Genomic DNA, 18339 nt, shown 5'->3' on the forward strand with positions numbered 1-18339 from the left:
CATGCAGGTCACCATGACCGTCAACGACGTCGAGGTCACCCGGGAGATCGAGGCCCGGCTGCTGCTGGTGCACTTCCTGCGGGACGTGCTGGGTCTCACCGGCACGCACTGGGGCTGCGACACCAGCAACTGCGGCACGTGCGTGGTCTGGCTGGACGGCGAGCCGGTGAAGTCGTGCACCGTGCTCGCGGCGATGGCCGGCGGCCACCAGGTGCGTACCGTCGAGGGTCTCGCCAAGGGCGCTGAGCTGGACCCGATCCAGCAGGGGTTCATGCAGTGCCACGGTCTGCAGTGCGGCTTCTGCACACCGGGGATGATGATGACCGCGCGGGCGCTGCTCGACCGCAACCCCGACCCGAGCGAGACGGAGATCCGGGAGGCGATCTCGGGTCAGATCTGCCGGTGCACGGGTTACGCCACCATCGTCCGCTCGGTCCGCTGGGCCGCCGTGGCCGAGGCGCAGGCCGCGGCTCAGGTCACCGAGACCACCGAATCCACCGAGGCCGGCGAGATCGACAACGCCGGCCAGCCCGCGGAGGCCGTCGCATGACCACGGTGCACGAGCGCGTGGACACGTTCCACGACAACGACCAGAAGCCCGTCGGGTACGGCCGGATGCTGCGCAAGGAGGACCCACGGTTCCTGCGTGGCCGCGGCCGGTACGTCGACGACGTCCAACTGCCCGGAATGCTCCACCTCGCGATCCTTCGCTCGCCGGTGGCGCACGCCCGGATCGTCAGCATCGACACGAGCGCCGCCGAGGCGTCGCCCGGCGTCAAGGCCGTGGTGACCGGGGCGATGCTGGCACAGCAGAACCTGGCCTGGATGCCGACGCTCTCCAACGACGTGCAGGCCGTGCTCGCCACCGACAAGGTGCGTTTCCAGGGCCAGGAGGTCGCGTTCGTCGTCGCCGAGGACCGGTACGCGGCCCGTGACGCGCTGGAGCTGATCGACGTCGAGTACGACGTCCTCGACCCGGTGATCGACGCGCGCCGCGCGCTGGAGCCGGACGCCCCGCTGATCCGCGACGACCTGGACGGCAAGACGAACAACCACTGCTTCGACTGGGAGACCGGCGACGAGGCGGCCACCGAGGCGGTCTTCGCCCGCGCCGACGTCGTGGTCAGCCAGGATCTCGTCTATCCGCGGGTGCACCCGGCGCCGATGGAGACGTGCGGGGCGGTCGCCGACTACGACGCCGTCGACGGCAAGCTGCGGCTCTGGTCGACGACCCAGGCGCCGCACGCGCACCGCACGCTCTACGCCATCGTGGCGGGCCTGCCCGAGCACAAGATCCAGGTGATCGCGCCGGACATCGGCGGTGGGTTCGGCAACAAGGTGCCGATCTACCCCGGGTACGTCTGCGCGATCGTCGCCTCGATCGTCACCGGCAAACCGGTGAAGTGGATGGAGGACCGCTCGGAGAACCTGATCAGCACCGGCTTCGCCCGCGACTACATCATGCGCGGGGAGATCGCCGCGACCCGCGACGGTCGGATCCTCGGCATCCGCACCAACGTGCTGGCCGACCACGGCGCGTTCAACGGCACCGCCGCCCCGGTGAAGTACCCGGCCGGCTTCTTCGGGGTCTTCACCGGCAGCTACGACATCGAGGCCGCGTACTGCAGCATGACGGCGGTCTACACCAACAAGGCGCCCGGTGGTGTCGCGTACGCCTGCTCGTTCCGCATCACCGAGGCGGTCTACCTGGTCGAGCGGATCGTCGACTGCCTCGCCGACGAGCTCGGCATGGACCCGGCCGAGCTGCGGTTGAAGAACTTCATCCAGCCGGAGCAGTTCCCGTACACGACGAAGACCGGCTGGGTGTACGACTCGGGCAACTACGAGCCGACGATGCGGCTGGCGATGGAGATGGCCGGCTACGACGAGTTGCGCCGCGAGCAGGCGGAGAAACGGGCCCGGGGCGAGCTGATGGGCATCGGCATCGCGTTCTTCACCGAGGCGGTCGGCGCCGGGCCGCGCAAGGACATGGACATTCTCGGGCTGGGCATGGCGGACGGCTGCGAGCTGCGCGTCCACCCGACCGGAAAGGCCGTGGTACGCCTCAGCGTGCAGTCCCAGGGCCAGGGGCACGAGACCACGTTCGCGCAGATCGTCGCCGAGGAGATCGGGATCCCGCCGGCGGACATCGAGGTGCTGCACGGCGACACCGACAACACCCCGTTCGGCCTCGGCACATACGGCAGCCGTTCGACGCCTGTCTCGGGCGCGGCGGCGGCTCTGGTGGCTCGTAAGGTCCGCGACAAGGCCCGGATCATCGCCTCGGGGATGCTCGAGGTGTCGGTGGCCGACCTGGAGTGGGAGAAGGGCGCGTTCCACGTCGCGGGCGACCCGGGCCGGTCCGTCACGATCCAGGACATCGCCCTGCGCGCGCACGGAGCGGGTGACCTGCCCGAGGGCATCGAGGGCGGGCTGGAGGCGCAGATCTGCTACAACCCGTCGAACCTGACGTACCCGCATGGCGCGTACATCTGTGTGGTGGACATCGATCCCGGCACGGCGCAGGTGACGGTACGACGCTTCATCGCGGTCGACGACTGTGGCACCCGGATCAACCCGATGATCATCGAGGGGCAGGTGCACGGCGGGCTGACCGACGGGGTCGGCATGGCCCTGATGGAGATGATCGCGTTCGACGAGGACGGCAACTGCCTCGGCGCGTCCCTGATGGACTACCTGATCCCGACGTCGCTCGAGGTGCCCGACTGGGAGACCGGTTTCACCGTGACGCCGTCGCCGCACCACCCGATCGGCGCGAAAGGGGTGGGCGAGTCCGCGACGGTGGGATCGCCGCCCGCGATCGTCAACGCGGTCGTGGACGCCCTCAAGCCCTTCGGCGTACGACACGCCGACATGCCGCTGACGCCGTCGCGGGTCTGGGACGCGATGCGCGGCCAGGCCCGGCCGCCGATCTGAGGGAGCCGAGGATGACCACCATCGCGGAACGCGCCCGGGAGTTGACCGTCTCCCGGGAGCCGTTCGTGCACGCCACCGTGGTCCGCGCGCAGGACCCGACGTCGGCCCGGCCGGGCGACGACGCGGTGATCCGGGCGGACGGCTCGATCGAGGGCTTCGTGGGCGGGGTGTGCGCCGAAAGTTCGGTGCGGGCGGCGGCACTCGACACGCTGCGCGACGGCACCGCCCTGCTGCTGCGGGTGCTGCCGGACGGTGCAGCCCCGTTTCCGGAGACGCCCGGGGCCCGGGTGGTGGTCAACCCGTGCCACTCCGGTGGCGCGATCGAGGTCTTCCTCCGACCGATGCTGCCGGCGCCGGCACTGCGCGTGGTCGGCAGCACGCCGATCAGCGCGGCAGTGGCGACTCTCGCCGCGTTCCTCGACTTCGACGTCGTCACCGCTGACGACTCCACCGGCTGCACCGCGGTCGTCGTGGCCGGGCTCGGCAAGGGCGAGCAGGAGGCGATCCGGGCCGCACTGGACGCTGGCGTGGGATTCATCGCGCTCGTCGCCAGCGGCAAGCGCGGCGCAACCCTGCTCGACGAGCTGGGGTTGACCGACGCGGAACGGTCCCGCGTCCACTCACCGGCCGGGTTGGAGATCGGCGCGCGTACGCCGCAGGAGATCGCCCTGTCGATCATGAGTGAGGTGGTCCGGGCGATCCGGGTGGACGGGTTGGTCCCGGCCTCGGGCGCACCGGCCGCCCGACCGCAGCAGGCCGTCGATCCGGTCTGCGGGATGACCGTGCTGGTCTCATCGGAGACCCCGCACGCGCGAGTCGACGGGCAGGACGTCTGGTTCTGCTGCGCCGGCTGCCTCGCGAGTTACACGGCGGCGTAGCCCGTGTTCCTGACCGGCGTGGTGCTCGCCGCGGGCGCATCGGTGCGGCTCGGCGAGGCGAAGCAGCTGCTCCCGTACCGGGGGCGGACGCTGCTCGACGCCACCCTCGACCTGGCCCGCTCGTGCGGCTTCGACCAACTGCTCGTCACCCTGGGCGGCGCGGCGAGCGACATCCGCGAGCGGGTGGACCTGACCGGCTGCCAGGTCGTGGAGAACCCGGGGTTCAGCACCGGCTGCGGGTCGTCGGTCAGCACGGCAGCGCGGGCGGTGGACCCCCGCGCCGACGCGCTCGTGCTGCTCCTCGGCGACCAGCCCGGCGTCCGTGCCGCAAACGTCCGCCGGGTCGCGGCGGCGGCCACCCCGCTGGCCGTCTGTCGGTACGCGAACGGGCTCGGCCATCCCTTCCGCTTCGGCCGTGCGGTCCTTCCCGAGCTGTACGACCTGCACGGCGACAAGGCCGTCTGGAAGCTGCTGCACTCCGGGCGCCACCCGCTGACCGAGGTGCCCGTCGACGGGCCCGTGCCGATCGACGTGGACACCCGGGCGGACTACGAGCGCCTGCTGGCGGGCGAGGCATGAAGGACGCCCTGACCGTGCGGCACCGCCTCGACGCCGTCGACTACCTGGTCGACGACGGCATGGCGATGGCCCTGTTCCTGGCGTTGCGCCTCGGTCGGCCCCTGCTGTTGGAGGGCGAGCCGGGTGTCGGCAAGACCGCCGCCGCGAAGGCGTTGGCCCGCGCGCTGGAAACGCCGCTGATCCGGTTGCAGTGCTACGAGGGGCTGACCGCAGGCGAGGCGCTCTACGAGTGGAACTACCAACGACAGCTGCTGGCGATCCGGCTCGCCGAGGCACAACAGGCGCGGCTCACCGACGCGGACCTGTTCAGCGCCGATTTCCTCCAGGAACGGCCGATCCTGCGGGCCGTACGCCACCGAGGACCGGTCCCGCCGGTGCTGCTGATCGACGAGATCGACCGGGCCGACGACGAGTTCGAGGCGCTCCTGTTCGAGTTCCTCGGCGAGGCCGGCATCACGATCCCCGAACTCGGCACGTTCACGGCACGCACGCCGCCCATCGTGGTGCTCACCTCCAACCGCAGCCGGGAGCTGCACGACGCGCTGCGCCGCCGCTGCCTGTACCACTGGATCGACTTCCCCGAACCGGCCCGCGCCGTGGAGATCGTGCGCCGGGCCGTACCGGGCGCCACCGAGCCTCTGATCCACACGGCCGTCCAGTTCATCGGCGGCGTACGCGGCCGGGAGTTGGAGAAGGCACCCGGGATGGCGGAGACCATCGACTGGGTGGCGGCGCTGTCCGTGCTGGGCGCCGCCGACCTGGCCGCCGACGACGTCGTGCGAACCATCGGCACCATCGCCAAGACCCCCGACGACCGTGCCGTGGTTGCCGCCGCGCTCGGCGCCTACCAGGAGAGTCAACCATGAAGATCACCAATGAGTTCGCGGTCACGGTCCCGATCGAGCGGGCGTGGGCGGTGCTCACCGATCTGGAGGGGATCGCGCCGTGCCTGCCGGGCGCCCAGTTGACCGGCGTCGACGGCGACGTCTACCGGGGCCGGGTGAAGGTCAAGGTCGGGCCGGTGATCTCGGAGTTCGCGGGCACCGCCCGGTTCGTCGAGAAGGACGACACCGAATACCGCGGGGTGATCGACGCGAAGGGCCGCGACGCCCGGTCGACGGGTAACGCGTCCGCGCTGGTCACCGCCCACCTGCGGCCGGACGGCGACCGGACGTTGGTCACCATGGACACCGATCTGAAGATCTCCGGCAAGCTGGCCCAGTTCGGCAGCGGCATGATCAAGGAAGTGTCGGGCAAGTTGCTGGCCCAGTTCGTCGCCAACCTGGAGGCCAAGCTGGCCGCCGAGGAAACGCCGTCGGCGGCACCGGCCCCGCGACCCGAAGCCGAGCCCGTCCCGGCCCCGTCCGCCACGCCCACCGAGCCCGCCCTGGCCGCCTCCGCCACCGCTGTCGCGACCACGCCCAGCACCGCTGCCGTCGCACCGTCACCCGTCGAGCCGTCGCCAGTCTCGCCGTCACCCGCCGAACCCGCGCCGGTCTCGCCGTCACCGGTCGAGCCGTCGGCTGACGTCACGCGTGTCACGCCGGCTGCCGAGCCAGAGGCACTCGACCTGCTCAGTATTGCCGGCGGTTCGATCACCAAGCGCCTCGTACCCGTGGTTGTCGGTCTTGTCGCGGTCGGTGCGGTGATCGCCTGGCTGGTCGCACGCCGGTGAGCCCGGTCGTGCTGCGCGGGATCGACCGGGCCGCGTTCGCGGTGACGCTCGCCGGCCGGTTGCGACGAGCCGGTGTGCCGGCCGGGCTCACCGACGTCGACGACTTCGTCCGGGCGCTCGCCGCGAGTCCGCCCGACTCGATGTCCACGCTCTACTGGACGGCTCGGATCAGCCTGGTCCGGCGGCACAGCGACCTTGCCGCGTTCGACCGTGTCTTCGCAGCGATCTTCGCGGATCCCCCGCCGCTGCCCCGGCCGTCGCGGTCCGCCCCTCCGGCGGCCGGTCACGACGACGTGTACGCCCGGGTGCCCGCCGACACCGACGACGCGGGGTCAGGCGGCGGCCTGCCGTGGGCGACCCTGCCGCCAGCCGTCGCGGAGACACCGGAACACGACACCGCACTGCGGCTGCCCGAGCGACGCCCCAGCGCCCTCGCCGGGCTCGCCGACCGCCCCTTCGACGAACTCGACGCCGCACAGGTCACGCAGCTCGGCGACGCCCTACGCGCCGCCGTCACCGCCTGGCCGACCCGACGCACCCGGCGGCATGCCGTCGGCTCGGCCGGTGCCCGGATCGCGCTGCGACCCACGATCGCCCGGGCCCGCCGCACCGGCTGGGAACCTGTCGACGTCGTTCGCGAGCGGCCGGTACGGCGACCACGCCGGGTCGTCCTGCTCTGCGACGTCAGCGAGTCGATGCGGGCGCAGGCGACCGCTTACCTGCATCTGATGCGAGCGTTCGCGGTGGTCGCCGACGCGGAGGTGTTCGCGTTCGCGACGACGCTGACCCGGCTCACCGTGGTGCTACGGCACACGTCGGCGGCCGAGGCGGTCGCGCAGGCCAGCGCCGCCGTGACCGACCGGTACGGGGGCACCCGCATCGCCACGAACCTGCGCGCCCTGCTCACCTCCCACCACGCGGACGCCGTGCGCGGGGCGGTGGTGGTGATCGGCTCGGACGGCTGGGACAGCGACCCGCCGGACGAACTGGCCGCGGTGATGGCCCGGCTGAGCCGGCGCGCGTACCGGATCGTCTGGTTGAATCCGCGCGCCGGCGCACCCGGCTTCACCCCCCGGGTCGGCGGCATGGCCGCCGCTCTCCCCTACTGCGACCGGATGTTGCCGGCCGGCACCTTCCAGGACCTGCTGGTCGTCGCCCGTCAGCTCCAGAGCGTCACGTGCACCGACGGCCGGAAATGGCCGACGCTGACGCCCGCGCCGCGCATCATCGCCTGAATCGCCCTCGGCGTCGACGAGAAGCGCGACAGCTCGTCGGCGGCCGACATCGCGTCGGGGGTGGCGAGCACCTGCGAATGCCACACCGCCTCCATCGTCGCGTGCGGCCCCGCCACCTGTACGAAATGCCCCTGGCGGACGTCCGGCGCGACGGTGAACGCGAGGGCCGGCGAGACGCCCTTGCCTCGCTTGGCCTCCCCCAGTGCCGCCGCGTGGCTCTGGAAGATCTGCTGCCGCTCGTCCGGCACGGCCAGACGACGCAGCATCGCCGGCACCCCGCCCAGATCCGTGGTGGCGGACGGCCCGAGCAGCCAGGTCTGCTCCCGCAGCTGCCCGGGGGACGCCGGCACACCGGCCAGCGGGTGGTCCGGGCCGACGACGAGGACGAGGCGGTAGTTCATCACCGGCCGGCTGGCCGTGGCGCTGTCCACCACCGGCGGTTGCGGGCCGATCGCGATGTCCACGGCCCGGGCCAGCAGTAGCGACCCGAAGGCGCCCGGGCTGCGTACGCTCAGCTCGACGTCGAGGTCGGCGGCCCGCTTGGCGAAGAGTTCGATCAGGCCCGGCGCGGCGAACTCGGCGAACAGGCTCGACGCGGCGACCCGCAGCAGCCGCCGGCCGCGCGTCGCGGCGCTCACCTCCCGGATCGTGCGGTCCTGGAGCCCCAGCAGCTCCGCGGCGCGACTGGCCAGCCGCAGCCCACCCGGGGTGAAGGCGAGGCCACCCGCCGTCCGGGAGAAGAGCTTGTCGCCGAACTCCCTGCGCAACTGGGCGATGTGGAGCGACACCGCCGACTCGGAGACCTGAAGCTCCGCAGCGGCCTGCTTGACGGACCCCAGCCGAACCACGGCGACGTACGCGCGAAGCTGCGTCGGGGTCATCGGCGTCCCCTCTCCCCCGACTGATCGCGTCGTTCGGCTCCCCGTCGAGACGAACCTCGATCATCCCCGCCGAGCGACCATGCCGCCAGCAGCCGATCAGGTGGTGGCCACCCCATTGCGGGACACGCAGTACACGTCGCCGGAGTTTGTCTGGTGTGGCAGTTCGAGGAGGTGCGCTGCCATGTCGTTGGCGGGAACCCAGCGCTGGAACGTCATCGACTTGATGTCGCCCAGCGCGACGTCGAAGCCGTCGAAGCCGAGCGCGGTCAGGCGGTCGAGACACCGGTAGGCAACCGCGCGCGCGATCGTGGTGAACTCGAATGAGAGGACCGGCAGCGGGCGGCTCAGGCCGGCGAGCACCTCGTCCTCGAAACCCTCCACGTCGATCTTGGCGAAGCTCGGTACGCCGTACTCGTGGATCAGTGCGTCGAACGTGACCACCGGAACCTCGATGTCCGCGTCCCACACCTCGCCCTCCCAACCGCCCGCGCCGTGCGCCGCCAGCACGAAGTCGGACGAGGCGGTCGACACGGTGGGGTTGGCGGAGTTGACGTGCAACCGTGTGCTCCCGGCGGCCGCGCCGCATGCCGCTCCGACCAGGGTCACCTGGTCGTCGTCGGCGTAGATCGCCCGCAGGGCGCGGAGGCACAGCGGCTGCGGTTCCACGGCAATGACCCGGGCCCCGAGGCGGCGGAAGCTGCCGATGTGGTCACCCACGTGGGAGCCGATGTCGAAGACGAGATCCCCACTCGTGACGAACCGGGAATAGAAGGCGTCCATCCTCGCGTCGCGCTCGGCGTCGCCGTAGTAGACATCCAACGACCGGTGCAGGAGGGACATGGCCGGATCGGTCCTGAGCGCCGCGATCCTGGTGCCGATGGAAACCGTCATCTGTCTGTTTTCCCGTCCGTGAGAGGGGCGCGGGGTGGGCCGTGGTTATGGCCCGAAGGCGGTCAGGAACCGGTCCCGGAAGGTGTCCATCCGGAAGACCGGGGCCTGGGGGCCGGGCTTGAGCCCGTCCTGCCAGCCCCACCCGGAGATGCGGTCCAGTACCGCCCGGTCCCGGGTGATGATCGTGATCGGGACGTCGTGACTGGCGTTCTCGCCGGTGACGACCGCCGCGGGCTGGTGATCTCCGAGCACGATGAGCACGAGATCGTCGTCGCCGTAGGTTTCCACGTAGGAGATGAGCGTGCTCAGCGTGTACTGGATGGACTGTCGGTAGTCGGCCCGAATCTGGGCGGTGGTGCGCCGTCGCTCATCCTCCTCGCCGGCGGTGCCACGGAAGATCGCCCCGTCGCCGATGGTGGTCCAGTCGATCAGCCGTGGAACGGGCGTCCAGGGCGCATGGCTGGACACCAACGCGAGTTCCGTCATCACGGGCTTGCCGTCGCGCTTCGCCTGCTCCAGGCGCTGCCAACTGGCCAGGGTGTACTGGTCGGGCATGGTGCCGAAGCTGAACTTGGGGCCCCGGTAGGCGAGCGTCCTGGCGTCGTAGAACCGGTCGTAGCCAAAGAAGGAACCCTCCGGCCAGGCCCTGGTGACGGCGGGCATCACACCCACGGTCTCCCAGTTCGCCCGCCGGAAGGCACCGTTGAGGGTCATCCGGTCGCTCGCCAGCAGGGTGCGGTGACGCTGGTCGTTGTCGATCCAGAGACCCGAGAGCAGCGTGGCGTGGGCGAGCCAACTGCCGCCGCCGAACGTCGGCGAGGTGAGGAAGCCGCTCTGCGCGGCGAAGCCCGCCGCGTTCAGCCGGCTGGTGCCGCCGTCGAGGACCGCACCGACCTGGGGGGCGAACTCCGGGTCCTCGACGGCGTCCCGGCCGTAGCTCTCCACGAACGAGATGACGACGTTCTTGCCCCGCAACGCGGTCAGTAGTTGGTCGTCGGGAACGTCGCGGAACCTGTCGGCCCCGACCAGGGTCGAGAACGTCTTGCGGTCGTTGAGACGCAGGCGCACCTGGAATCCGTGACCGTTCACCAGGGTCGTCGCGGACGTGTCGGCAACCGGCACACCCGGGCTCACCCGCACGTTGAACGCGGCGCACACCACCCAGAGGACCACCAGCGCCGCCACGATCCGGGTGGTGCCGGTGCGGTGCCGGATCACCAACCGCCTCGATCGCCGCACCGACAGCGTGACCAGGACGGGCAGGCCGACAGCCACCACCGCCAGGACGATTGCGGTGCCGATAGCGCCGGGCCGGCCGTACGACTCGCTGAGGAAGGCGAACGCGTCGTCGAGCAACGCCCAGTCGAGCACCGGGTCGAACGCCCGGCTGAGCGACGCGGAGAACCCCAGATCGAGCAGCTTCAGCAGGCCGAGCAGGCCGAGGGCCACGCCGACGAGCGTCGCGACCAGCCGGCTCCCGCGCGACGGCAGAGCCACCAGCAGTGCGACGACCAGCAGTGCCTCCAGGGGGATCCGCACGAACGCCCCCGGGGTGAGGCGGCCGAAGTCGTACGGCGCGGTGAGCACGAGCAGCGCGAACACGACGGCCAGGACGGTCGTCAGCCGGGCCCCGATGGAGGGCTTCGGCCGACCCTCGGCGTCGGTGCCGTCGTCGGCGGTAACGCCGGGGAGTTCGCCCCTCATCGCCTTCCGTCCCTGGCTCGGCAGCTGACGTACTCGTGTCCAGAGCGACAACCCGGGCATCCTTCCATGATCGCTGACGGGTGCGGAATGCGGGCCGGCTCAGACTCGGGCGCTCCCGCTCCGGGCCGCGGCGACCTTCGGGCGTGGCTGCCAGGGCAGCACATCCGTCTTCCCTGCGCTCAGCCCGCCCAGCGGGGAGCCGGCGCTGTGGCTCGCCTGACCGCTCGGGTAGACGAAACGGAGGTGCCGGGTCGTCCACAGCCAGGTGACGTCGCGCCCGAACGACTCGATGAGCAGCGCCAGTGACACCACCAGCATGGCGGTCGTCAGCGGCCCGGGCAGCGCGTCACCCATCGCCACCGTCAGCACCACGCCCTGGATCGCCGCGACGACCTTGCGCCAGTAGCGCGGCGGCAGCGACCCGCGCATCCATCCCAGCACCCAGCTCGCGGCGACGAAGACGTACCGCATTGCGCCGATCGCGAGCACCCAGCCGCCCACCGAGGGGGCCACATGGAGGCACAGCACCAGCACCAGGAACGAGTCGATCTCCATGTCGAAGCGCGCGCCGAGCTCGCTGGTCGTCCCGGTGCGTCGGGCCGTGTAGCCGTCCACCGCGTCGAGGACCAGCGCCACGGTGGTGAGGGTGACCATCAACGCAACCGGCGCCGGCCGGGTGAACGAATCCGCTGCCAGGGCCGTCACGCCGCCGACGAGGATCGCCCGGCTCAGGGTCACCCGGTCGGCCGGGCTCAGACCAGGTGCGGCCGACCGGGATAACCCCCGGCTGAGCAGGACGCACAGGCCCGCTCCGTAGGCCAGCCCCGCCAACCATCCCGCCGCGCCCAGACCGACTGTCTCCGCGAGCACCGCCAGCACGACGATCTGCACGATCAGTCCGACGAGTGGACCAGTTCGAACCGTTGACATCGTGCCTCCGTGACTCTGGTGTGTGACCCTGACCGTCATCACGGAAAACATGACCGATCGGTTCATTCTGAACGCCACCCAGCAGGGTGTCACGGAGGGAGGTGCCCCTTCGGTGGTCGGTTAATCGTCCACCGTGAACGCAGCTCGTCGCAGTTGACCGGCACCACGGACGCGACGGGGTCAGCCGGCCGCGGGCGCGCCGAGGGCGTGGAGCGCGGCGGCGGTCACCGGGTCGGCCGGAAAGAATGCCTCGACGGCCAGCCCGGAGACGGTGACGTCCAGCGGGGTGCCGAAGAGGGTGGTCGTGCTGATGAAGGTCAGCTCCCGGTCGCCGTGGCGGTAGCGCAGTGGGATGACGACACGCGACAGGTCGTCGCTGGTCGGCGCCACGACGTCGTCGCCACTGGGATAGCCGCGAAGCTCGTCGAGCAGGTCGGACAGGACCGGGTCGTTGGTCGTCGCGGCCTGCTGGCGCAATCGAGCGAGCAGGTGGGTCCGCCACTCGGGGAGGTTGAGAATTCGCGGGGCCATGCCGTCGGGGTGAAGGCTGAGCCGCAGCACGTTGACCGGTGGGGTGAGCAGGTGAGGTTTCGCGTCGGCGGTGAACAGGGCGACTGCGGGGTTGCCCTCGACGAGCTGCCAGTGCTGGTCGACGAGCACTGCGGGGTACGGGCTGTGCCCGTCGATAATCTGCCGTACGGCGGTCCGGAACGGGGCGAGTTCCGGGTCGGTCAGCTCGTGGCGGGGGTAGGCGGGGGCGTAACCGCCGGCGAGCAGCATCGTGTTGCGCTCGGCCAGGGGCAGGTCGAGCCGCTCCGCCAGCCGCAGGATCAGGTCCGGGCTCGGCCGGGATCGCCCGGTCTCCACGAAACTCAGGTGCCGGGCCGACACGCCCGCCTCGATCGAAAGGTCGAGCTGGCTCATCCCGCGAGTTCGACGCCAGTCGCGCAGCAGTTCCCCCACCGGTCGGCCCGGCCTGGTCCTGGTCGTCACCCCCCGACCCTAGCGACCGCACCGGGGTACGCCCCATTACCTGCGACGTAATCGACAACGCGCACCGGCGCTCGCGATCATCTTTACGGAGGCATCCACAACGATCGGAGAATCATGACCGCGTACGGGCTCGCTCATCTGCGTAGGGCACCTGTCCATGCCGAGGTGCTCGAATATCTGGAGCGCATCGATGCCACCCTGGCGCCCTTCGAAGGTCGGTTCATCGTCCACGGTGGGCCCGTCGAGGTGCTGGAAGGCAGTTGGCCGGGCGATCTGGTCGTCATCGAGTTTCCCGACTCGACCAGGGCCCGCTCCTGGTACCAGTCAGCTGCGTACCAGGAGATCAAGCCGTTGCGGACGAGGCACCTGGCCGGCGACGTGATCCTCGTCGAGGGGGTCGACGCCAACCACAGCTCGGCGGAGATGGCTGCCGCGATCCGCCGGGCCGACGGTTCCTGACGTCGGGATCGGGGCTTCGGCAGGGTGAGCACGTCGGCTCCGTCGTTGGTGATGGCGATCGTGTGCTCGCTGTGCGCCGTCCGGCAGCCGGTCACGCTGCGCAGCGTCCAGCCATCGGCGTCACGCAGCCCGGCGACGGGAGTGGATACCCCCCGAGCGTGCGTCGAATGTTCCCGGAGCGGTTGGCAGAAGCTGTCCTCGACGATGACGGCAGTCTGCGCCCTTGAGCGATGCGGTCGCAGGGTCCGTCGGATGATCAGCTCCGTGCGGGCAGCCACGGTTCGAGTACGGCCGGGTCGGCGACGTACTGCTCCACCTGCGTACGCTCCGGCTCGGTCAGGGACAGCGCCTGGAGACGGGCGCCCCACTCGGGCACACGCTCCGCCTTCTCCAGCGCGACCGACAGCTCGATCAGCCCGGCGAGCGCCATCGCCTGTTCGACCGTCGGCGCGTCGTCGGCGCGGCGGCGCATCCCCGAGTCGAGAGCCCGGTAGGCCGCCCGGTCGTCGGACTTGAACTCACGCAGGATGCGCGCGTTGTCGAGCACCCGCGCCAGGCCCTGCAACTCCGCCGACCCGCCGTACTCCAGGTCCTCCGGCTCGTCGCGCTGGATGAAGGTGATGGTGTTGCCCGACGGGTCGACGATGCTGAACCGCGACGCCCCGGCACGGTAGCGGGTCATCCGGGGCAGACCCTTGACCAGCACCTTGCCGTAAGCGCGGCGCATCGCCTCGGTGAACGTCGCGTGGTACGGCGCGACCGCGTCCACCATCACCAGGCAGCCACCGGACGCTTCCTTCGCGGGGTCCAGGTCTTTCGGCGCGGGGCCGTAGTGCAGTTGGAACCCGCTCCACTGGAAGGCCAGGTACACGTACGGCTTGTGCTGCTCGTAGGTCACCTCGAACCCGAGCGCCCGCCAGAACGCCAGGGTCTCCGCCGGTGCGGGGCAGGGCAACAGCGGCACGGTGGTCTCGTTCGGCTGGACACGGTCCTCATTGGTCGTCATGGTCACTCCCGGTCCCGTCGGCAGGTCGGCCATTGTGCCAGCACCGGCGACGCCTTCTGCGGCATTTCGCCTCCTACCCAGGGAGGAGGCCCGCTCCGACCGCCGGCCGTAACCGGGGCTCGCGGTCGGACGCGAGAGGCGGGTACGAGCACCAACATCTACAGACATGACTACCGTTCTGCGCCGGGCGGCTCACTGGCACCGCCCACTGATCGTTCTCGTGCTCGCGATGGCGGCGCTCGCCGTCGTCGCCCTGGTCGGCATTGTCGTCGACTCGCGCGTCCTCACCGGATCGCCGATCTGGCTCAAGCCGTTCAAGTTCGCGGTGTCCTTCGTGCTGTACGGCACCACTCTTGCCTGGATGCTCTCCCTGCTGCCACGCCGGGCCCGGGTCGCGGAGTGGGCGGCCACGGTCATCGTCGCGATGGCGGCGATCGAGATGGTGTGGATCGTCGGGCAGGTCATCCGCGGTACGACCAGCCACTTCAACGACACCACGCCGTTCAATGCCGTCCTGTTCTCGATGATGGGTGCGGCGATCATGGTGCTGTTCGCCGCGCACTTCGTCGTCGGGATCGTGGTGCTGATCCGGCGGATCCCGGACAAGGTCGCCGCGTACGCCGTCGGGTGGGGCCTCGGTCTGTCGTTGCTGGGCATGCTCGTGGCGGTGCCTATGGTGCTACCCATGCAGGAGCCGGGGATCGAGGGGATCAGCGGGGCGCACAGTGTCGGCGTCCTCGACGGCGGGGACGGGCTGCCGCTGGTCGGCTGGAGCACCACCGGTGGGGACCTCCGGATCGGGCACTTCGTGGGGCTGCACGCCCTGCAGGCGCTGCCGATCCTGGCGATCCTGCTGACCCGGTTCCTCGGCACCCGACTGGACGAGCACACCCGCGCCCGGCTGCTGGTCGTCGCGGGTGGCGCGTACGGCGTACTCACGCTGTTGTTGACCTGGCAGGCCCTGCGCGGGCAGCCGCTGCTGCGCCCGGACGCCCTCACGCTGGCCGCCGTCGCGGCCCTGGTGGTCGCGACCACGACCGCCACCGCGACGGTGCTGGCTCGCCGGACCCGGCCGGAACTGGCACTGGCCGCATGACCGCGACGCTGTTCACCCTGACGTTCGCGGTGGCCGCGCCGTTCTGGGCGCTGATGATCCTGCTGCCGCGCTGGTCGTGGACCGCCCGGATCATCTCCTCGCCGCTGATCGTGCTGCCGGTCGTCGCGATCTACGGCCTGCTGGTGGTCCCGGCGTTCGGCGAGGTGCTGCCGACCGTGACGTCGCCGACCCTGGACGGGGTGCGCGACCTGCTCGGTACCTCCGACGGCGCGGCGGCCGGTTGGGCGCACATGATCGCGTTCGATCTGTTCGTCGGTCGCTGGGCGTGGCTGGACAGCCGTGAACGGGGGGTGCCGGCGCTGGTCATGGCTCCGGTGCTGGTGCTGACCATCCTGCTCGGACCGCTCGGCCTGGCGGCCTACCTGGCCGTGCGACCCCGGTGGCGCGGCGCTCGTGCCGTCGAGCCGCAGCACCTAGGCTGACCCGATGGGGTGGGCAGGGCGACTGTTCGACACGCGGGACACGCTCGTGCGGACGTTGCTGCTCGACCTCAGCGGGGTGGGCTACCTGCTCTTCGGCACCCAGGCCGGCCGCGAGCCGACGGTGACACAGTGGATCCTCGCGGTGGCCGCGTTCGCGGTCGCCCTGGTGTTGCACCGCCGGCCGGTGGTCAACCTGGTGGCGCAGGCGGCACTGCTGGCGGTCGCGATCTGCCTGATCGACGACATCATGATCAACCAGGTGGGCGCGAGTTGGGCTCTGCTCGAGGTCACCATGCGGGCACGTCCCGGACCCACCATCTGGCTGTCCGCCGCGCTGCTGGCCATGGTCGACCTGACCGACTCGATCGGCGACCCACCTGGCAGGATCGCCTCCGGCGTCGTCGGGTTGGCCCTGGAGGTTGGCGTTCCCGTGCTGCTCGGGCTGGTCATCCGCACCAACCGGGCGCTCAGTCTGCAGGCCGTGGAGCGGGCGGTGGCCGAGCAGCGCCGGCGCGAGTCGGAGAGCCGCGCGACGCGCGCCGACGAACGCAGCGCCATCGCCCGCGAGCTGCACGACGTCGTCGCGCATCACGTGGCGTCGATGGTGTTGCGGGTCGGCGTGGCCCGGCACGTGCTCACCGACCTGGACCCCCGGGTGGGTGAGGTGTTCGACGACGTGCACGGCACGGGCACCGCGGCCCTGGCGGAGCTGCGCCAGCTGGTCGCGGTGCTGCGAAACCCCAATGGGGTACGCGGTGACGCGGCGCTGACCGCGATCGAGCCCTCGGCGCTGCCGGCGGCGATCGGCGCGGCGATCGACCGGGCCCGTCAGGCCGGCGTCACCGTGGAGGCCGACCTCGACCCGGCGATCGGTTCGCTCGACGCGGTGCGCGGCATGGCGGTGCTGCGGCTGACCCAGGAGGCGCTGACCAACGTGGCCAGACACGCGGGGACGTCGGCGCTCGCGCGCCTCGTGGTCGCCGTTCGCGACGGGGCCGTGCACTGGGAGGTCGCGGACGACGGGCGCGGTGGGGTGCCGGCGGGCATGCCGGCCGGTGGCGGGCACGGCATCACCGGAATGCGCGAACGTGTCGAGGTGCTCGGCGGCCGGCTGGAGGCGGGCCCGACCGGCACCGGGTGGCGGGTACGTACCGTCCTCCCGGCCGTCGCCGTCGGGACGCCGGTCCTGTCGGTGCCCCGTGAGCGCGAGGCCCCGGCCGGGTCGCCCGCGCCGGAGCTGGCGTGATCCGGGTGCTGCTGGTCGACGACCAGCACCTCATCCGAGCCGGGCTGCGCATGCTCTGTGACGCCCAGCCCGACATCGAGGTCGTCGGGGAGGCCGACAACGGTCGCGAGGCGATCCCGCTCGCCGCGCGACTCCTCCCCGATGTCGTCGTCATGGACCTGCGCATGCCCGGTGTCGACGGGATCACCGCGACCAGCCGGATCCTCGCCGAACGCCCCGCCACCCGCATCCTGGTGCTGACCACGTTCGGCGACGACGACCACCTCTACCCGGCGCTGACGGCCGGCGCCTGCGGGTTCCTGCTCAAGGACGCGCCCCCGACCGAGCTGCTGGACGGCATCCGCCGGGCCGCCGTCGGTGACAGCCCGTTCAGCCCTGAGGTGCTGCGACGCCTCGTGCAGCGTGCGGTGCACGCCCGCTCCGAGACACCGCGACCGGTGCAGGGCCTGACCGCCCGAGAGCAGGACGTGCTGCACCTGGTCGCCGAGGGCCTGTCCAACACCGAGATCGCCGACCGGCTCCACATCGGGGTCACCACGGTCAAGACCCACATCACCAGCCTGATGACCAAGACCGACAGCCCCAACCGGGTACGCCTCGCCCTGTTCCAACGCGGCGGCTGACGGTCAGGCCCTCATCCGCGCGGACACGGCGATGACGAGCACCAGAGGCACGATCAACAGCGCCGGGGCGACGACCGGCAGGTGCAGGGCGACCAGAGCGCCGACCGCGGCGCCGACCATGAGGCCCAGCAACACCTGAGCCTTGGGGCGCAGGTCGGCCCATGGGCTGCGCGCGGCGACGCCGGCGATCAGGCTCGTGAGCGTGCCGGTCAGGTACGTGGAGGACAGGCCGGGTACGCCGAACCGTTGAATCGCACTGCTCTGCACGCCCAGCGCAGCCGCGGACAGCATCAGCAGCGCGAGATGGACACGTGCGTCGGGGGCGCGAAACGTGACCTCCCAGACGACGAGGAACACGACGAACACCAGCAGCTCCAGGACCAGCGCCCAGGTGACCCGCCGTGGCCAGACCGGATCGTCCGGCTGCGCCGAGCCGACGACGCGAGCGCCCGCGAGGACGCCGACGATGAAGCTGATGATGGCGCAGCCCGACGTCAGGGCCAGCTCGCCGTCACCTCTGCCCGCCGAGAGTCCGAGCAGGACCATGTTGCCGGTCATGACGCTGGCGAAGGCCCCGCCGAGGGAGAGGAACCCGATGGCGTCGGCACTCCCGGTCAGGAAGGTGAGTACGACGACGAGCGCGTGTCGTCGCCGCAGCAGGTGCTGGTCCTCCTGAGCTGCGACGTGGGGGTGGATGACGTGGGGCACTGTGCTCGACACTGTCGGCTACCCTCCAGGGATTGTTCTTCGTATACATTTGTCC

The 18339-nt window shown here is 71.1% G+C and carries 18 protein-coding genes and 2 pseudogenes; 12 read left to right on the forward strand and 8 right to left on the reverse strand.

The window, feature by feature from the left end; all coding sequences use genetic code 11:
• Window position 1 precedes the first annotated feature (1 nt).
• The 7 genes from PCA76_RS19340 to PCA76_RS19370 are packed head-to-tail and all read left to right on the forward strand — an operon-like array spanning window position 2 to window position 7304.
• The gene (locus PCA76_RS19340) at window positions 2-550 is read left to right on the forward strand and encodes a (2Fe-2S)-binding protein (protein WP_088948676.1); all 549 of its coding nucleotides are present in this window, start codon (window positions 2-4) and stop codon (window positions 548-550) included.
• Window positions 547-2937: an aerobic carbon-monoxide dehydrogenase large subunit gene (locus PCA76_RS19345; RefSeq protein ID WP_272611854.1), complete on the forward strand. Its 2391-nt coding sequence runs from the start codon at window positions 547-549 to the stop codon at window positions 2935-2937. The genes PCA76_RS19340 and PCA76_RS19345 overlap by 4 nt, the downstream gene beginning before the upstream one ends.
• 11 nt (window positions 2938-2948) lie before the next feature.
• Window positions 2949-3815: an XdhC family protein gene (locus PCA76_RS19350; RefSeq protein ID WP_272611855.1), complete on the forward strand. Its 867-nt coding sequence runs from the start codon at window positions 2949-2951 to the stop codon at window positions 3813-3815.
• Between the two features lie 3 nt (window positions 3816-3818).
• Complete coding sequence (locus tag PCA76_RS19355) at window positions 3819-4394, forward strand: nucleotidyltransferase family protein (protein WP_272611856.1); 576 nt, start codon at window positions 3819-3821, stop codon at window positions 4392-4394.
• Window positions 4391-5260, forward strand: a complete 870-nt coding sequence (locus tag PCA76_RS19360; RefSeq protein WP_272611857.1) for an AAA family ATPase — start codon at window positions 4391-4393, stop codon at window positions 5258-5260. The genes PCA76_RS19355 and PCA76_RS19360 overlap by 4 nt, the downstream gene beginning before the upstream one ends.
• Window positions 5257-6069 carry an SRPBCC family protein gene (locus PCA76_RS19365; RefSeq protein WP_272611858.1) on the forward strand — a complete coding sequence of 271 codons (813 nt, stop codon included), beginning with the start codon at window positions 5257-5259 and terminating at the stop codon, window positions 6067-6069. The genes PCA76_RS19360 and PCA76_RS19365 overlap by 4 nt, the downstream gene beginning before the upstream one ends.
• Entirely contained in the window at window positions 6066-7304 is a 1239-nt protein-coding gene (locus tag PCA76_RS19370) for a vWA domain-containing protein (protein WP_272611859.1), read from the forward strand. The genes PCA76_RS19365 and PCA76_RS19370 overlap by 4 nt, the downstream gene beginning before the upstream one ends.
• Here the strand turns inward: PCA76_RS19370 and PCA76_RS19375 are convergent.
• From PCA76_RS19375 to PCA76_RS19395, 5 genes and pseudogenes are all read right to left on the reverse strand, one after another.
• A complete protein-coding gene (locus tag PCA76_RS19375; protein WP_272611860.1) occupies window positions 7229-8185 on the reverse strand; it encodes a LysR family transcriptional regulator in 957 nt (318 codons plus the stop codon). The two genes, PCA76_RS19370 and PCA76_RS19375, sit on opposite strands and share 76 nt — an antisense overlap.
• 96 nt (window positions 8186-8281) lie before the next feature.
• On the reverse strand, window positions 8282-9076 hold the full coding sequence (locus PCA76_RS19380) for an FkbM family methyltransferase (protein WP_272611861.1): 795 nt from the start codon (window positions 9074-9076) through the stop codon (window positions 8282-8284).
• Between the two features lie 45 nt (window positions 9077-9121).
• Entirely contained in the window at window positions 9122-10780 is a 1659-nt protein-coding gene (locus tag PCA76_RS19385) for a sulfatase-like hydrolase/transferase (RefSeq protein ID WP_272611862.1), read from the reverse strand.
• A gap of 237 nt (window positions 10781-11017) precedes the next feature.
• Window positions 11018-11710 (reverse strand): annotated as a pseudogene (locus tag PCA76_RS19390) (CDP-alcohol phosphatidyltransferase family protein); the annotation flags it as partial.
• Window positions 11711-11890: 180 nt separating this feature from the next.
• Complete coding sequence (locus PCA76_RS19395) at window positions 11891-12703, reverse strand: helix-turn-helix domain-containing protein (RefSeq protein ID WP_272611863.1); 813 nt, start codon at window positions 12701-12703, stop codon at window positions 11891-11893.
• Between the two features lie 114 nt (window positions 12704-12817).
• Between PCA76_RS19395 and PCA76_RS19400 the strand changes: the two genes are divergently transcribed.
• Window positions 12818-13162, forward strand: a complete 345-nt coding sequence (locus tag PCA76_RS19400) for a DUF1330 domain-containing protein (RefSeq protein WP_272611864.1) — start codon at window positions 12818-12820, stop codon at window positions 13160-13162.
• Between the two features lie 14 nt (window positions 13163-13176).
• On the opposite strand, the pseudogene PCA76_RS19405 reads toward PCA76_RS19400, so the two are convergent.
• Window positions 13177-13284 (reverse strand): annotated as a pseudogene (locus PCA76_RS19405) (type I methionyl aminopeptidase); the annotation flags it as partial.
• A gap of 134 nt (window positions 13285-13418) precedes the next feature.
• Window positions 13419-14168 carry a glyoxalase gene (locus tag PCA76_RS19410; protein WP_272611865.1) on the reverse strand — a complete coding sequence of 250 codons (750 nt, stop codon included), beginning with the start codon at window positions 14166-14168 and terminating at the stop codon, window positions 13419-13421.
• 166 nt (window positions 14169-14334) lie between these two features.
• Between PCA76_RS19410 and PCA76_RS19415 the strand changes: the two genes are divergently transcribed.
• Genes PCA76_RS19415 through PCA76_RS19430 form a run of 4 tightly spaced genes read left to right on the forward strand, consistent with a single transcriptional unit; the run spans window position 14335 to window position 17576 of the window.
• The gene (locus tag PCA76_RS19415) at window positions 14335-15264 is read left to right on the forward strand and encodes a hypothetical protein (RefSeq protein ID WP_272611866.1); all 930 of its coding nucleotides are present in this window, start codon (window positions 14335-14337) and stop codon (window positions 15262-15264) included.
• Window positions 15261-15707 (forward strand): ABA4-like family protein, encoded by a 447-nt coding sequence (locus PCA76_RS19420; protein ID WP_272611867.1) that lies wholly within the window; start codon window positions 15261-15263, stop codon window positions 15705-15707. Before PCA76_RS19415 ends, PCA76_RS19420 begins: the two co-directional genes overlap by 4 nt.
• A 4-nt stretch (window positions 15708-15711) precedes the next feature.
• Window positions 15712-16953, forward strand: coding sequence for a sensor histidine kinase (locus tag PCA76_RS19425; protein ID WP_272611868.1), 1242 nt, complete (start codon window positions 15712-15714; stop codon window positions 16951-16953).
• Window positions 16950-17576 carry a response regulator transcription factor gene (locus tag PCA76_RS19430; RefSeq protein WP_272611869.1) on the forward strand — a complete coding sequence of 209 codons (627 nt, stop codon included), beginning with the start codon at window positions 16950-16952 and terminating at the stop codon, window positions 17574-17576. The genes PCA76_RS19425 and PCA76_RS19430 overlap by 4 nt, the downstream gene beginning before the upstream one ends.
• A 3-nt stretch (window positions 17577-17579) precedes the next feature.
• Here the strand turns inward: PCA76_RS19430 and PCA76_RS19435 are convergent, their stop codons facing one another.
• Window positions 17580-18296, reverse strand: a complete 717-nt coding sequence (locus PCA76_RS19435; RefSeq protein ID WP_272611870.1) for a YoaK family protein — start codon at window positions 18294-18296, stop codon at window positions 17580-17582.
• Window positions 18297-18339: the final 43 nt, after the last annotated feature.

Origin of the sequence: Micromonospora sp. LH3U1 (genome assembly GCF_028475105.1) — a bacterium.
Classification (GTDB): Bacteria; Actinomycetota; Actinomycetes; order Mycobacteriales; family Micromonosporaceae; genus Micromonospora.

Excerpts from the sequence above, each read along its gene's own strand:
- PCA76_RS19340 (WP_088948676.1), top strand. The coding sequence starts at position 2 with ATGCAGGTCACCATGACCGTCAACGACGTCGAGGTCACCCGGGAGATC.
- PCA76_RS19345 (WP_272611854.1), top strand. The coding sequence starts at position 547 with ATGACCACGGTGCACGAGCGCGTGGACACGTTCCACGACAACGACCAG.
- PCA76_RS19350 (WP_272611855.1), top strand. The coding sequence starts at position 2,949 with ATGACCACCATCGCGGAACGCGCCCGGGAGTTGACCGTCTCCCGGGAG.
- PCA76_RS19360 (WP_272611857.1), top strand. The coding sequence starts at position 4,391 with ATGAAGGACGCCCTGACCGTGCGGCACCGCCTCGACGCCGTCGACTAC.
- PCA76_RS19365 (WP_272611858.1), top strand. The coding sequence starts at position 5,257 with ATGAAGATCACCAATGAGTTCGCGGTCACGGTCCCGATCGAGCGGGCG.
- PCA76_RS19375 (WP_272611860.1), bottom strand. The coding sequence starts at position 8,185 with ATGACCCCGACGCAGCTTCGCGCGTACGTCGCCGTGGTTCGGCTGGGG.
- PCA76_RS19380 (WP_272611861.1), bottom strand. The coding sequence starts at position 9,076 with ATGACGGTTTCCATCGGCACCAGGATCGCGGCGCTCAGGACCGATCCG.
- PCA76_RS19385 (WP_272611862.1), bottom strand. The coding sequence starts at position 10,780 with ATGAGGGGCGAACTCCCCGGCGTTACCGCCGACGACGGCACCGACGCC.
- PCA76_RS19400 (WP_272611864.1), top strand. The coding sequence starts at position 12,818 with ATGACCGCGTACGGGCTCGCTCATCTGCGTAGGGCACCTGTCCATGCC.
- PCA76_RS19410 (WP_272611865.1), bottom strand. The coding sequence starts at position 14,168 with ATGACGACCAATGAGGACCGTGTCCAGCCGAACGAGACCACCGTGCCG.
- PCA76_RS19415 (WP_272611866.1), top strand. The coding sequence starts at position 14,335 with ATGACTACCGTTCTGCGCCGGGCGGCTCACTGGCACCGCCCACTGATC.
- PCA76_RS19420 (WP_272611867.1), top strand. The coding sequence starts at position 15,261 with ATGACCGCGACGCTGTTCACCCTGACGTTCGCGGTGGCCGCGCCGTTC.
- PCA76_RS19425 (WP_272611868.1), top strand. The coding sequence starts at position 15,712 with ATGGGGTGGGCAGGGCGACTGTTCGACACGCGGGACACGCTCGTGCGG.